At 32.5% G+C, this 14,608-nt stretch carries 16 protein-coding genes and 1 pseudogene; 5 read left to right on the top strand and 12 right to left on the bottom strand.

Annotation, left to right across the window (positions count from 1 at the left end; genetic code table 11):
• Positions 1-133: 133 nt before the first annotated feature.
• On the top strand, positions 134-415 hold the full coding sequence (locus tag MHH59_RS11325; protein WP_002185918.1) for a hypothetical protein: 282 nt from the start codon (positions 134-136) through the stop codon (positions 413-415).
• An 80-nt stretch (positions 416-495) separates the two neighbouring features.
• Here MHH59_RS11325 and MHH59_RS11320 read toward each other — a convergent pair whose 3' ends face one another.
• Entirely contained in the window at positions 496-3,003 is a 2,508-nt protein-coding gene (locus MHH59_RS11320) for a transglycosylase domain-containing protein (RefSeq protein ID WP_098632263.1), read from the bottom strand.
• A gap of 466 nt (positions 3,004-3,469) precedes the next feature.
• Between MHH59_RS11320 and MHH59_RS11315 the strand changes: the two genes are divergently transcribed.
• Positions 3,470-3,679 (top strand): KTSC domain-containing protein, encoded by a 210-nt coding sequence (locus MHH59_RS11315; RefSeq protein ID WP_002085762.1) that lies wholly within the window; start codon positions 3,470-3,472, stop codon positions 3,677-3,679.
• Between the two features lie 67 nt (positions 3,680-3,746).
• Here the strand turns inward: MHH59_RS11315 and MHH59_RS11310 are convergent, their stop codons facing one another.
• From MHH59_RS11310 to MHH59_RS11295, 4 genes are all read right to left on the bottom strand, one after another.
• On the bottom strand, positions 3,747-3,959 hold the full coding sequence (locus tag MHH59_RS11310; RefSeq protein ID WP_002085763.1) for a YqaE/Pmp3 family membrane protein: 213 nt from the start codon (positions 3,957-3,959) through the stop codon (positions 3,747-3,749).
• 300 nt (positions 3,960-4,259) lie between these two features.
• Positions 4,260-4,919 (bottom strand): DUF6944 family repetitive protein, encoded by a 660-nt coding sequence (locus tag MHH59_RS11305; RefSeq protein ID WP_002185920.1) that lies wholly within the window; start codon positions 4,917-4,919, stop codon positions 4,260-4,262.
• 158 nt (positions 4,920-5,077) lie between these two features.
• Complete coding sequence (locus MHH59_RS11300) at positions 5,078-5,788, bottom strand: SDR family oxidoreductase (RefSeq protein ID WP_098632262.1); 711 nt, start codon at positions 5,786-5,788, stop codon at positions 5,078-5,080.
• A gap of 325 nt (positions 5,789-6,113) precedes the next feature.
• Positions 6,114-6,452, bottom strand: a complete 339-nt coding sequence (locus MHH59_RS11295) for a hypothetical protein (RefSeq protein WP_002127270.1) — start codon at positions 6,450-6,452, stop codon at positions 6,114-6,116.
• A 212-nt stretch (positions 6,453-6,664) separates the two neighbouring features.
• On the opposite strand from MHH59_RS11295, the gene gerPF reads away from it, so the two are divergent.
• Positions 6,665-6,880 carry a spore germination protein GerPF gene (gene gerPF / locus MHH59_RS11290; protein ID WP_001141569.1) on the top strand — a complete coding sequence of 72 codons (216 nt, stop codon included), beginning with the start codon at positions 6,665-6,667 and terminating at the stop codon, positions 6,878-6,880.
• 285 nt (positions 6,881-7,165) lie between these two features.
• On the opposite strand, the gene MHH59_RS11285 is transcribed toward gerPF, so the two are convergent.
• The 5 genes and pseudogenes from MHH59_RS11285 to MHH59_RS11265 all read right to left on the bottom strand — a co-directional run bounded on the left by MHH59_RS11285 (position 7,166) and on the right by MHH59_RS11265 (position 11,233).
• Positions 7,166-7,501, bottom strand: coding sequence for a YolD-like family protein (locus MHH59_RS11285; RefSeq protein ID WP_002085766.1), 336 nt, complete (start codon positions 7,499-7,501; stop codon positions 7,166-7,168).
• A 110-nt stretch (positions 7,502-7,611) separates the two neighbouring features.
• Positions 7,612-7,884: pseudogene (locus MHH59_RS11280) on the bottom strand (zinc ribbon domain-containing protein); the annotation flags it as partial.
• Between the two features lie 565 nt (positions 7,885-8,449).
• Positions 8,450-8,671 carry a hypothetical protein gene (locus MHH59_RS11275; protein ID WP_002185922.1) on the bottom strand — a complete coding sequence of 74 codons (222 nt, stop codon included), beginning with the start codon at positions 8,669-8,671 and terminating at the stop codon, positions 8,450-8,452.
• 575 nt (positions 8,672-9,246) lie between these two features.
• A complete protein-coding gene (locus MHH59_RS11270) occupies positions 9,247-10,098 on the bottom strand; it encodes a peptidylprolyl isomerase PrsA (RefSeq protein ID WP_002031835.1) in 852 nt (283 codons plus the stop codon).
• Positions 10,099-10,237: 139 nt separating this feature from the next.
• The gene (locus MHH59_RS11265) at positions 10,238-11,233 is read right to left on the bottom strand and encodes a glycoside hydrolase family 25 protein (protein ID WP_002127267.1); all 996 of its coding nucleotides are present in this window, start codon (positions 11,231-11,233) and stop codon (positions 10,238-10,240) included.
• Positions 11,234-11,799: 566 nt separating this feature from the next.
• On the opposite strand from MHH59_RS11265, the gene MHH59_RS11260 reads away from it, so the two are divergent.
• Positions 11,800-11,994: a hypothetical protein gene (locus MHH59_RS11260; RefSeq protein WP_002085768.1), complete on the top strand. Its 195-nt coding sequence runs from the start codon at positions 11,800-11,802 to the stop codon at positions 11,992-11,994.
• Positions 11,995-12,346: 352 nt separating this feature from the next.
• Here MHH59_RS11260 and MHH59_RS11255 read toward each other — a convergent pair whose 3' ends face one another.
• Complete coding sequence (locus tag MHH59_RS11255) at positions 12,347-12,850, bottom strand: MepB family protein (protein ID WP_340851218.1); 504 nt, start codon at positions 12,848-12,850, stop codon at positions 12,347-12,349.
• A 220-nt stretch (positions 12,851-13,070) separates the two neighbouring features.
• Between MHH59_RS11255 and MHH59_RS11250 the strand changes: the two genes are divergently transcribed.
• Positions 13,071-13,283: a hypothetical protein gene (locus tag MHH59_RS11250; protein ID WP_002012629.1), complete on the top strand. Its 213-nt coding sequence runs from the start codon at positions 13,071-13,073 to the stop codon at positions 13,281-13,283.
• Between the two features lie 92 nt (positions 13,284-13,375).
• Here MHH59_RS11250 and MHH59_RS11245 read toward each other — a convergent pair whose 3' ends face one another.
• A complete protein-coding gene (locus MHH59_RS11245; protein WP_002127263.1) occupies positions 13,376-13,951 on the bottom strand; it encodes a C1q-like domain-containing protein in 576 nt (191 codons plus the stop codon).
• Between the last annotated feature and the right edge of the window lie 657 nt (positions 13,952-14,608).

Raw genomic sequence — 14,608 nt, 5'->3', positions numbered from 1 at the left:
AAATGGTCTATCCTCAATTTAAGTTGGTCTTACGACTTTATACCTATGTTTTAAGCAAAAACCCTATATATGTACCTTTATATGTTCTAAAAGAATATACTATTTTATTATTAAACTTAGGAGTGATCGTTTCATGTGGGTATCACCAAGAATAACCGCCGTTGTCCCATCAGCTCCCTCAATACATGTTCCTGCCGTTCATACAGCTAGTTCTGATGTTGGTATCGAACTTCCTGCCGCTTGGCAACATTATCAATCGCCTGACCAAGTCACCCCTTCATTTTGGCATCATGGTACACACCCTAGTAGTAGTACTACTTTTTATAGCCCTAGTTATCCAATACCACCAACTCAAATTTTTTATCATTTCCCATCAATTTACTTTCAAAATTTCTATGGTACTTTTAACATTTAAAAATAATATTAACCTTTATAATATAAAAAGCACCAAAGGAACCGTTTTATCGGTACCTTTGGTGCTTTTATATACATTACTTATTGTCCATTATTGGCAGGGACTTCTCCTGTGTTCCCGCCAGTAGTTGGTGGCGTTGTTGCTGGTGGCGTTGGAGTTGTATTCCCTTGGCCTCCTCCACCGTTAGTCGGTGGGGTAGTATTTCCTTGATCCCCACCGTTGTTCGGTGGCGTTGTATTCCCTTGGCCTCCACCATTGTTCGGTGGTGTTGTATTTCCTTGGCCTCCACCATCGTTCGGTGGTGTTGTATTTCCTTGGCCTCCACCATTGTTCGGTGGTGTTGTATTTCCTTGGCCATTTCCATTATTTTGTTCATTTTTCTTATTTAATTCATCCTGTTTCTTTTGCTCTTCTTGCTTCTTTAGCTCTTCTTGTTTCTTAAGTTCATCTTGTTTCTTTTGCTCTTCTTGTTTCTTAAGTTCTTCCTGTTTCTTTAATTCTTCTTGCTTTTTCTCTTCTTCAGTTTTTTGCTGTTGGTCTTGTTTTGGTTGTTCCGTTGTATCCGGTACGCTCGTATTTGGAGATGAATCACGTTTTTCACCTTTTATACGTAACTCACTACCTTCTTGAATAACACTACTTGGCATTTTAAAGCGTGATTTATCTGTAGCCATCTTTCTCATCATTTCTTTAAAGATCAACTGTGCAATTTTCGTATTTTTACTACTAATATACTCGTCTTTACCATCTTTCGTATATCCAGTCCATACTGCCATCGTATATTGCGGTGTATATCCTGCAAACCAACTATCACGAGTTGCACTTTCTGGAATTCCATATTGTGCTAGTTGTTTTGAAGAATAGTTAGTTGTACCTGTTTTACCAGCTACATCTAAAGAGGCCACATTTGCCGATGTACCAGTACCTGATGTAACTACAGAACGAAGCATATCAGTAATCATATATGCTGTAGAATCCGCCATAACTGGTTTTGGTTTTTGTCCAAAACTTTGTGACTTGCCGTCTGGATAAACTACTTTCTTAACAAAATGCGGCTTCGTATACTTACCGTCATTCCCAAATGCCGCATAAGCACCTGCAATTTCAGTTGGTGACGCTTCATTTGTACCGATCGCTGTTGATTCTGTCGGTGCTACATTAAATGTAATACCTAATTTCTCAGAGAACTCTTTCGATTTACTAATACCTACCTCTTTAGCTGTTTTAATAGCTGGGATATTACGTGACTTTGTTAGTGCTTCACGCATTGAGATTGGCCCTAAATGACTTCTATCTGCATTTCTCACTTCTTGGCCAGTTGAATACTTAAATGGAGAGTCATCGATTTGATGATACGTAGCCCATTTTAAATATTCAATAGCCGGTGCATAATCAAAGATTGGCTTCATAGTTGAACCAGCTGCACGATCTAATTCAATCGCCATATTATGCCCTTTAAATACTGCTTTATTTTCACCACGACCACTACCTATAGCACGAACTTCACCAGTTTTTGTATCCATAAATGTGAAAGCCCCTTGGAACTTATCGTTTGGATAATTAATAATATTTGCATTTAAAAGCTGATCAGCAAAATCTTGCGCTTTTGGATCCAAAGTTGTATAAATTTCTAAACCGTCAGATCCAATATTAACATCTGGTATTTCTTTTTCTACTTCTTTCACAACTGCATCCATAAATGCAGTATGTGGCATCGCTTGTAGTTCAGCTGCACTCTTAATATTTTTATCCACTGGTACTTTCGATGCTTCTTCCATTTCTGCCTTTGTAATATAACCATGTCGATTCATTAACCCTAGTACAGTATTTCTTCTTTCTGTTGCCCTTTGAACATTTTCTTTTTTCGTTGGGTCATAGTTATTCGGTGCTTTTGGTAAACCGGCAAGCATCGCAACTTCTGGTAATGTTAAATCTTTCAATTCTTTACCGTAGTAGTTTTGTGCTGCTGTTGCGATTCCATATGAACGATTACCTAAATTAATTTTATTTAAATACATCTCTAAAATTTCATGTTTTGAATACTGTTGTTCTAGCTTATAGGCTAAATATATTTCCTGAACTTTACGTTTTGACGTTTTTTCCATCGATAAGAAGTAGTTTTTAATAACTTGCTGCGTTATCGTACTACCACCTTGAGAGCCATAATCTCCCTTAAGACTAACTAAAACTGCACGAGCAGTACCTTTAAAATCTACTCCGCTATGCTCATAAAAACGCGAATCTTCTGTTGCTAAAAATGCATTTTCTACCAATTTAGGGATTTGATCATACGTAACATTCGTCCGCTTTTCTTTCCCATATTCATATACCAAATTCCCGTCTTTATCATAAATTTTTGAGGATAACGGATTAACAAGTTTTGCTTTCTCAAGTTTTGGTGCATCCTTAATCATTACGAAAAAGGTAGCAACCCCTGCCACTAATCCTACAATACCAAGTAGTAAACAACTGATTAAAAATTTACGAAAAAACGATGTTTTACCTTTTGGTTTTGTTTTTTTAGAAGCTGGCTGTTTTTTCTTTTGAACTTGTCGTCGCTCCTCTCGAGAACGATAATTTTCTGACATGTTACTTTCTCCTGCCTTTCAATTCTCCCGTTGATTTACTTGAAAATATTGAGGTCACTTTCCCAAATACATTTAATCAAGAAAGTATATTGACCTGGATCATTCAATATTTTCCCAATTCACAGATTATACATTTTAGAATACTTCTTATACAAACTATTTTCACTTCTATTTTTTCTAATAATACTGCCCCTTAAAGCATAGAATGTAAGAAGTGAATTTTTAATACCTCGTATAAATAATATACCTTTTTTTCAAATGGTCAATATTTTCTTATTTATAAATCAAAGGTGAAATAAAAATAGCACAACGATATGTACTTCGTGTGAACTTCCTTATAATTACGTATAACAAACATTTAATATATTGCATATAAGTATAATACTCCTTTAATTATTAGGATTTCAACACGACAATCCCCTTCTCTACAAGAAACCATCTAAAATGAAAAATAAGGAGTTGCGTAATGATGAAGCTATCTCCCGTTATTTCAAAAAAATTAGTTGCTGTTGGCTATAATCCTTTTTCTATGATTTTACGTATTCAACTAAAGAATGGTATGTATGATTTCTTTAATGTGCCAGAAAGCATTTACACCGGTTTATTAAACGCACACTCTAAAAGTTATTATCATAATACTTATATTAAAAATTCTTACCGCTATACTAAAATTTAAACTTGATTGGCATACAAAAAAGAAAGGCGAATCAAATCCCCTTTCTTTTTTGTATGTCAATCGCAATTTACCTTCTATTTCTTTTATTAATTTCATCATACGCTTGAACTTGTTTTTTAAGTCGCCTGTCGGCTTTTTTATCATGTACGACAAGAACTGCGTGTATCGCGCCTGGAACCCAAAAAATTAAGGTTAAAATGAAATTAATAATCGCTTGAAACGGCTTTCCGCAAAATAAAACAGCTACCGGCGGAAGTAAAATTGCTAATAAGTACATCATGTCTGAAAAACTCCTTAATGTTTATTTTTCGATTCTTCCCCATCCATCTCCTACACTATTAAACCTATGAAATCATGTTATTTCTAAAAGCGTATATAAGAACTCATCATTACAAAAATCACATATAATAGTATAACTAAATGAGAAGCCTCTCACTAACGTTAACAAGTTATTTTCACCTGTTCATTTATATGTATATTCTACGCCTATATGAAAAAGCCTACAAAAACAATTAACACATCCATCTTGTCCTACTTCTAAAATTGAAATACTCCAAACTTCATTGAAATGAGTATTTCATCACCTTTTCTTAGTTTCCAATCGTTGTTCCTCTACTATTTCGGTTAATCCAATTGCTGAAATTACAGTACCTATTGCCTGTATCCAAATACCTATTAGCCCTATTATACGTTGATCTTCTTTATCTATATTACTGTCTTCTTTTCCCTTTTCTTCTTTTGGTATATTTTTAATACCTTCATATGCTTGTAATCCCGCACCTAAACTTTGCATTGAATTCCCTAATACGATAATCCACTGTATTCCATTTATCTCATTCAATGCTACTTCTACTCCTAAAAAAGCGCCAATTGATTGCAAACTATTTCCAGTAATTATAAGGAAATCATTTTCTTTCATTTGTTCATTGAGATTAAAATACGTTCCTATTACATTTGAAATATTACCTAAAGCTAATAACTCAATCCCCGTTTTCGCTAGCGCTTTATTTTTATTATCTATAGTTACCTCTTGCTTCTCACATTTATCTTCATCTTTCGCATCATTAGTTGCTATAATTTGTAATATATATCCGAGAGCTTGTAATGAACTCCCTACAATAACGAGATCCGACTCAATCTTTTCTTCTCCTGCAAACCCTCTAGTTGTTCCAATTGCCGCTATAAGATTTCCTCCAACTTGAAACCATGCCCCTGTCAATTCTAAATCGCGTAGGTTCATTTTCCATCACCTATATTAAAATTTTCTAGTACATTCGAAATAAACAAATATCACCTTTAATTCATTATTCTATTTTTCATATGTAATTTTGTGCATCACATAATGTACTAATAATACAAAAGAGCACCTTTCTGGCGCTCTTTTTGACAAGGAGTTTCTCAATGAATGTATGCCGGACATGTCAATGACTCACCGTTTTTATCTATTGATATATTTAATATATAATGAATTGCTTTATGTGACCACATTTCAGGTGTAGGAGATTCTTTTAGATATTGAGGTGCACATAAGTGAAGCATTGGAGTGCTAATACTGCCACCTGGATCTAAAGCAACTACTGCCATACCATTTGGTAGTTCCATTGCCATTGACTGCGTGATACCTTCAACAGCAAACTTCGAGGCACAATATGGCGCAAGTTCAGCCTCGCCTTCTCTTCCCCAACTAGAGCTCATGTTAATAATAATTCCTTCTTTCCTAGCTATCATCGCCGGGACGAACGCCCTAATGACATTTACTACCCCGTTCACATTTACACTCATTACACTTTCAAATTCTTGTGCGGTAACTTTCCATAGAGGTGCATTTTGATTAACAATCGATGCATTATTTATTAACATATCGGGAGCCCTATACTTATTAAGAATACGACTTGCCCATTTACTAACTTGGTGATGATTTGAAACATCAATTATTTGAAAATCATGTGAAGCACCGTAATATTTATTAAGCTCTTCAATTTTATTTTTTGAGCGTCCACACCCTGCTATGTTCCACCCCAATTCATGAAACCTATCAACCATTGCACGTCCTAACCCTTGCGTTACTCCAGTAATAATTACAAGTTTCCCAATGTCGTTTCGCTCCAACTTCATCTCCTCCTTTCCATTAATATTACTCTTTTTATTCTTATTCAACTTCTCACTTAAGTATCAATTCATTTCATACTTTAGAAGTATTTTTGATATTACATATTACAAACAAAAAGAGTAACCATCATAGTTACTCTTTTTGTTTGTATCGTTATTATTTTTAAATTGTATCTTCTATTCCCTACATTTCTCACATCGATAAATATAGGTTACACCTTAATGAAAGTATATTTATGTTTACGGTTCGATTTATCCAAATACTTTTCAATCCACTTTTTCAACTTAACAGAGCCCACCTCTATCAATAAATTTCCACCTAGTCTTATAACATACTTTTATTTAAATTCTCAATCTCATTTTGCAACTTTTTAAATTGCTCAAAATGCATTGTTATAGATTGAATACTATTCCTTTCAACATTTTGCTTTACTAATAAAACGCCTGTATCGTGAAAAATCGCTTCAAGTTCTTTCCTTATAGATACTTTCGTAATATATGCGGTTTTAATTGCCGATAAAATTGCTATTTCATTAAACTTTAATTTTATTTCATTAGGACAAAATGCTTTTTCGATCAATGTGACATCATTACTATAAATATAAGCAACAAGTTTACTTGATTCTGCATCTGTTAAATCCACTGTTTTTATAACATTATCCATTACATTTTGCCTCCTTTAATTCCATATATATTAATTATTCAAATTTATTCTTTTTAAAATTCAGCTCTTCATTAATTTTAACATACTTTTTGCTCGATTGATTAAACAAAGCTTCAAACATTTTTCTATTCCGGAATATTTGTCAAATGAACCAATTAGACTATACCTTCATATAGTAATGCAAACAATTACTTATAAAGTAGGTGAAAATTATGCCCTCAGTTGTTGGGAATTTAGTTGTACAAAATAGTAACGGATCTTTCAACTTAGGTGATTTCTACAATGTTTCTCCAAAAGAGAATACGAAAGCTTATAACGGCTCTGGCGCATCTAACGTTGGTTTCGTAGTGAACACTTTTAGTGGGGTTAGCGCGACTAATACATTTGATTCTGATCTAGCAGATCAAAACCAAGTTGGTACGGCCTAACCAGATCTGTAATCATTTTTGTATAACATTTTAAAATTTGTCTATACTATACTCAGGCTGATACACAGCTATCATTGATTTTTTGAGTGCCAATCTTTTTCTCCCTTTCCCTGGGGCTAAGCAGCTAGCTTGCAGCTAGCTGCTTTTTCATTTAGCTCTTCACCTCTTCAAAAAATTAGGTTTTAACAGGTAGCCTGACTCACAGCCGAATTTTGAGGTGTGAATCTGCCTGTCCGTAAATAGCTAGATAAATTAAAGAAGCTAAACTTCAAAATTCAGCTTCTTTTAGGTTACATCAATTATGTCCATTGCAGAAAATATATATGTTTTATAAAATGCATCTGTACATTTTACAATTTGTTGAATTGGATTTATATGAACCACTGTCATATAACTCGTAAGTATGTATCCTTCTTCAAAATATGTCACTAACATCTCTTCTTCAGACAATAATGAAGTTAATAATTTGTCTGAAATGCTGTCTTTCGCTTCATTTGTTATTAGCGGTCTTTGGACTTTTAATTTCTCTCCAATAATTTTTTTCATACTTAATAATTGTTCCGACATTACTGTAAACGGAACCCACTCTCTTCCTTTTTCCTGTATCTTTACATAATTCATTTTCTTTACTCCTCAATTTTCTATATCTATCCATTCTTGAACTACCCCACTTTCACTTCGTTTAGAAGTGGGGGATTCCTAAGTAAAGAGTTCTATCGAACTCTACTTTATTAGGCTATCTCCGCAGTCCTTGCGGTTAGAAGCCTTATCGCTTCATTCTTTAGATTGATACTTGCGTTAATATCCCTATCATGATGTGTACTACAAGAAGGGCAGTCCCATTTACGTAGGTTTAGATTTTTAACGTCTTTGTTTTGATATCTACAACAAGAACATAATTGGCTTGAAGCAAATGTTTTCGATACGACAATGACTTGTTTGCCGTATCATTTTGCTTTATATTCCAACATGGTTCGAAACTGTGACCATGATACCTCACTAATTTCACTTCTAAATACACTTTATCCATCTCTTATTTATATGTAGCGTAGCTTTCCAATTCAAAACTATTTATGAATTTGTAGAAATCTCCACTCCGAAAGAACATTCGTTCTAATTATACACGAACGAACGTTCTTACGGAAGTGCAACATGTAAATTTTTCAAACAAAATGCAACTTTAATATATGAAGTTTATTCATACTCATTTATTACTCCCTTTTATTAATCAAATTTCTTTGCACTTCCTATCGCATCATAGAATACGTGTAGCAACAATAAAAGCGACTCCACCTAATGTGAAGTCGCTTTTATTGAACTAATTATATTTCTAATTTTACTTTTCTATCCTAACTAACGTTCTTTCTGGAATACAAATTTCAGCTATATCTCATTAACCATCCTTCAACAAAAGCATACACTTTTATTATGAACGAACTCACAAAGCTTTAGAAACTTATGATGTAAAACAATTCATTCCTCATAAGTTTCATACATATCGACAATTACTACCATTTATCCTGCTATTTGTAGGCAGTAAGATTCACACTCATCAATTTTTCACTTTCTTTATTGAATATGCTTGGGTTGCATTATAATATGTAATTCTCTTTCTGTTTCTGTTTTTTTCGGATTCCGATAATATTCCAGTTTATATTCTAATACTTCATACTCAACCATCCCAATCTTTATCCCTTTTGTTTCTTTTAATACAGCTAATAGAACGCTTATATTTTCATTAGATAATTCAAAAATTTTCCCTCCGCCTTCTCTCTTAAAAATAACTTTCATATATTCTCCCCCAAATTAATTTAATAATCTAGTAAATATAAAAATATTCATCCTATTTTAATAAAGTGAAGGCTAATAATCAGTGGGGGTTTTGTCCATCATCCACTGATTATTAGCCTTCACCAATCGGGCTTTTACGAGCAGTAAGACTCCCACAAATAGCGGGATAAATAATTCTTATCATCATTAAGAACATCCTTTTGTACTAAATGTTCAACATGTCACTTCCTATAAAGTTAATTTATACTCCAATAAATATGATATGTACCATTCTTTAAATTATGTCCTCAATTCACTCTCCACGAAAATATATTTAGTTTATATTTAACAAAATTAATTAACTAAAACATTATCATTTCAATATTTTACGAATTTAATTGCTTATTCCTTTTATCTACATCCAAATTTTCCTATTGTAATTCTTAATATTTAAATGTAATATTGTATTGTCTTACTATCTATTTATAACTCACACACTAACGCGAAAAGGGAACTCTATATGAGTTCCCTTTTCTATTGAAAACAAAAAAACAGAAATATAGCATTATGCTAAATCTCTGTTTTTCTTCTAAACCTTATTTCTCATCTAAGAATTTAAATGTATCTTTAAATTCTTTATCTGTTACTTTAATATCTGCTTCTTTCAATAGATCATTGATTACTTGTTGTTTCCATTTACCTGTCGCATCTTGCAGTCTTTGTTGTTCTAAATCTTTTCGAATCGTATCTTTTACTTCATCAAATGGTTTCAATTCTTTTTTATCCGTCACTTTTATTATATGATAACCATAAGATGTTTTTATTGGCTCACTTACTTGTCCTGCATCTAATTTATACGCAGCTTCCTCAAACTCTTTCACAGTTTGACCAGGAGCAAAACCAGCTATTTCTCCGCCCTGTTCCTTTGAACCAGTATCTTCCGAATACTGTTTCGCTAAAGCAGTAAAATCTTCACCATTATTTATTTTCTCTTTTACTTCTTTCGCAGTTTTTTCATCTTTCACTAAAATGTGACTTACCTTCATTTCAGGTTTATGGTTATCTTTCACATCTTTATCTGTGACAGTCGCTCTAATCGCTTTCTCAAGTGCAATTTCTGGCTTCATTCTCTCTTTTAATTCATCTTCATTCTTTAACCCTACTTGCTCTAAAGCAACTTTAAACTTGTCACCCATTTGTTCCTTCGCTGCTTCTACTTGTTTTTTAGCTTCTTCATCTGAAACTTTATATTTATCTAGCAATGCCTTATTTAACATCATTTGAGATAAAGTACTTTTTCCATATGTTTGCCTTAATTCTTTACTTAACTCTTTCTCTGTCACGTTTCCTACTTTTGATGTTGCAACATTTTCTGAGGAACCACACGCAGACAATGTTAGCGCCACACATGCAATAATAGTTCCCATAAATAGCTTTTTCTTTTTCAATTCAAATACCTCACTTTGATAAATGTATATTAGGAACTATACAGCGCTATTGTGAAATCAATGTGTTTTCTGCAAGTATTTCTCTTCATGCCAGAGACAAGCTTTATTAAATAAAAAAGCCGGAATAAAGCCGACTTTTTTATTTAATCTGCACATGTTCTTCTTTGATCCATTTGTTCCCACCTATATCTATATATCCATCTTGACGATTCCAAATACGATAAGGGACCTTCCCATCGACCGCACCTGTATCATTCCCGTTTGGCCCATCGTACGTTCTAATTTCATATCCAGGTGTGTACTTTGAATATGCATAAAACCATTGTACATTAAAATGTTCTAACTTAGCCCACTGTTGTTCACCACCTAAACAAATCATATCTTTTTCGCCACCTCCCCAATAACCTTTATAGATTAAATATGGGATTTTTTTCGTAAGTCTTCCTATAAATTGCGGATTCGCAGGATTTTCATATAAATTAATTCCGTATCCATCATCATATTTTGAAACTGCAATACCAATTCCATTTGGTTGCTTACTGTCTCCAATACTAGATTGATTTGTTTGATTTGAACCTATAAACCAAGAAAGATTTTTATTCCCAATTAATTGATTCAAATCACATTTTCCAATACCAGGAACATTTCCTGAATCAGTATATTGCCAAATATCACAAGGATATGCTGGTTTATTCCCTCCATAACGAGGAATCCAAATAAAATCAGCATCAATATTGCGAGCTCCAAATGATACATACGTGTGATGTCCTACATATAAACCAATTTTTTTTGCACCTAATCGGCGTAATTCATCAATAAATGCTTGAGTCCCGCCTTGCATATCTACCATTGTTTGAACTTCTACATCTGCCACCCAAAATTTAGCGTTTTTATCGCCACGATTCCAAAAATTTTGCGCTTCTTTTTTTGCATCTGAAATAGATATAAAACGGCAAAATGCATAATTCCCAAATGGGATACTACGTTTCTTCATTTCTTTCACATAACCTTGATACATAAAATCGACCGTATTCGAACCATCTTGAACTCTAGCAATAACTAAATCTAGCTGAGACGCTGCAATATCCCAATTAATATTTCCATTCCATTTCGAAATATCTACAATATAACCCATTACTAATCAACTCCTTTTTATTATCTTATTCAAAGCTTGTTTTATTGCTAGACCCATACGCCTAATAGCAAGCTTCTATAAGACAAATAAATATATTTTCATCATTTTTTAAAACTAAATAATTTCTTTTTATCCATAATAAATAAGTCCTTCTTTTTTTCATTTGTAAACGATAAACTTGCGTTTATTTCATACTAAATATTGAGATAAAACTATAAATAATGTACATACTAAATATAAGCAATTTTTGCTTATACTCATGAATGACCTCCAAGATTTTTCAATCTCCCTTTAAAAAGGCAGCTAAAAAAAGCTGCCTTTTTACAATTTATTATATAGAGACAAGTTAATTAACGCTTATTCCCTCATATTAGTCTGTTTTTAAGCTTTTTATAAACATGATATATATTTTTTCACAACACTATTTTGATACGTAATAGAAATTACATCAACTCATACAGTATATGTAATAATCAACTACAATAAAAATTACATATTATATTAATATGTCTTCCTAATTAAAAGGAAATAAACATATAACCTCTGTTATGTAAGGAGTTTATTTAATGAAAAAAATCCCTATCGTATTCAAAGTTCCCCCGAATTCAAAGCTAAAAGTTACATTCTATGGTCCTTGTAACGAAGTAATTACAAATGTATCTTTAATTAATCAACTACTCACCCCTACCTGCCAAACTGTATCTCAATATCCAGACTTCAAGAAATATATAACTGAAGTCCGATCATTATCAAATTGTTAATCGTATAATTTTATGATTTATCATTTCGAACAGTACGATAACAAAATAATAAAAAGAGCCGCATCTTTCAAAAGAAACGGCTCTTTTTCATTTCACAAAACATGACTTCATTAAAAAACTAAAATAACTCATTAATTGATATTCTGTTGATATTTTATTGATATTTTACACATATTAATGAAATGCGCATATATTATCGTATGGAGATTCTCCACTCATAAAACCTATCTTTTTTTGAGCATACTTTATTTGTATGCTCCTTTTTTATTCTTTACTTAACGGCTTACCCTGTTAATATTTCCAAATATCATCTGAACGAACATTGAATATTTCAATTCTTTCTTATTATGTGCTATGAATATAAGTTTAATAATTTATCTGTAGCTACATTTTCAGTATCACTTAAATCGACAAAATAATGAAGTTGCCACAATTGACTCTTCTTAGCTTGATTACTAATAGGTTTATCCCAAATAGGGTAAACCCTCATAGCCATTTTCCCTTTTTGATTTTGAGTTTTTAATATTTTTTCTTTTAGAAGAATCTCTTTTGGAAAAATAAATTGTCCTAGTTTATTATCCGCTATACAAGTGATAACTAAAAGGTTAGGAGCTGAATCATAAGAAAATGCCTGATTGCTCATAGAGGCATTCTTCTCCCAAAAAGAAACAAATTGTCCAATCTTATTAGGCGTAATTTTTGATACCCTAAATCGGATGCTTCTATTATTTAGCTGGAATACCCCTCCTGCATATTCTGAATTTTGCTTTTCTTCTTTTCGTTTAGTAATTAATAGATTATTAGGTTTGTAAATCATTTCATCTAGTTTTTCAATTATATCACCAAAATTTGTCATGTAAACGCACCTTTTTTATTTTCCAGTATACCAAGAACGTTCGTTCTTGTATATTAAACTTAAACAAATGTTGGCTTTGAATAGTCGTTCAAAGATTATTTTATCTACTCCATCCATAACTTCAAATTTACTTTTATAGTATTTATTACATTACTCTTCCAATTCCTTGTATTCTTCATTATTTCATTAATATATTAATAAAAAACGAGGTACATATTACATGAATCCATCCAAAATTGACTTCGGCTCCATAGAGCAACCTTTATTCCTATTAATTTTATATCTTATCGCAATTCTTTTAACACTCGGCATTACATTTAGTATATGTCATTCCCTTTTACTAAATTTAAATGCACCGAGATGGGTAGCAAAACTGTTAGCTATCGTATTAACTCTAGGTGTTGCTTATCAAGTGTTTATGAACTTATTTTAATATATTACCAATTTAACACCTTTAACTAAAAGGCCCTACCATAAGGTAGAGCCTTTTTCAAAAAAATAGTCCATAAATCACAAACATGGCTTTTATTTTATTGGAGATGGGAATCTTGCAGCCTCAAAATGAGAACCGTCTTCTGTACTACTAATAACCCCATCTATACTACTTTGTGCAAAAATCTCGACAATATCACCTGCATGTAATTGAAGTATTGTTGAAACACTTACGACATTACCGAAATTTATTGGACCAAAAAAGTCGTTATCTATAGCAATTGCCGCATTTCCATTCACTCGAACTTCTACACGCGCTCTATAATTTAAATTTGTATCGTTCGGAAAGAAACCAATCGTCCCAATTACGGAATAAACTCCTCTAGTCTTCGGAGTAAAATCTGATGTTGCTGGGTTATATTCGTTCGCTAAATCAAATTGTTCATTTTGAAATAATACTTTAACAAAAGTATTAGCTGGAAGGTTTTGATTAACTGTATTTACAGCTCTAAAAGCAGATGCTCTTACAAGGTTATTCTCCTTATGATCGCAAGAACAGTCATCACATCTTTTACCGCACTTATTATAATAATCACTTCTTTTTTTACAGCAATCATGATTTTTCTTTTGGTAACTCTCACAATTCTTACAGTAGTAATAACAAGACATATATAGTGCTCCTTTCTAATCTACTACTGCATAATATGTATGCTAGACTTGGAAAGTTTGGACAGGTTATTGCGATTACAAAAATAAAAATGCTCCACCATAAGGCAGAGCGAAGAGAAAGTATAACTTTTAAAAACAAAGCACTCATGTAATATTCTGGTTAAATCAGTAATACAAATTATCTAGTTTCATCAACTCGGATTTTCAGAAAAAACTCCTCTGTACGATTTTTTTATTATTGAATAGATTATATTGTTAAGTGAGATATGCAATATTTCATATTTTATTATTTCAATATTCCTTTATTATCGTTGAGTTGTAAACATTCTCTTAAAAACACTTTAAAATCAACACTTACTCTATAACAAATACTTTTTCATCCTTCAGAATTACCTGTAAGCATTATATTCAAATATTATTATTGTAAATTATTGACCTGTACAAACGTATAATCTTTGTGTATCCTATGGACAAGGAGTAAGGTAAGAGTTACTCTTTGCCATTTTAGGAAAGGCCCTGTTGGAGACAACAGGGCCTTTTTTCATAAACTAAATCGGTAACATCCCCTAACTAGTAAGCTTTCTTTACCTAAACATCATGCATTTCTTTTTGCATACACCGCTACTCTTCTTCGACTGTTTCGTTTACAATCATCAG

It is taken from the genome of Bacillus sp. FSL E2-0195 (assembly GCF_038003645.1).
Lineage (GTDB): Bacteria > Bacillota > Bacilli > Bacillales > Bacillaceae_G > Bacillus_A > Bacillus_A mycoides.
Note: the sequence above shows the minus strand (reverse complement) of the source record. Positions and strands in the feature narration are given on the sequence as shown.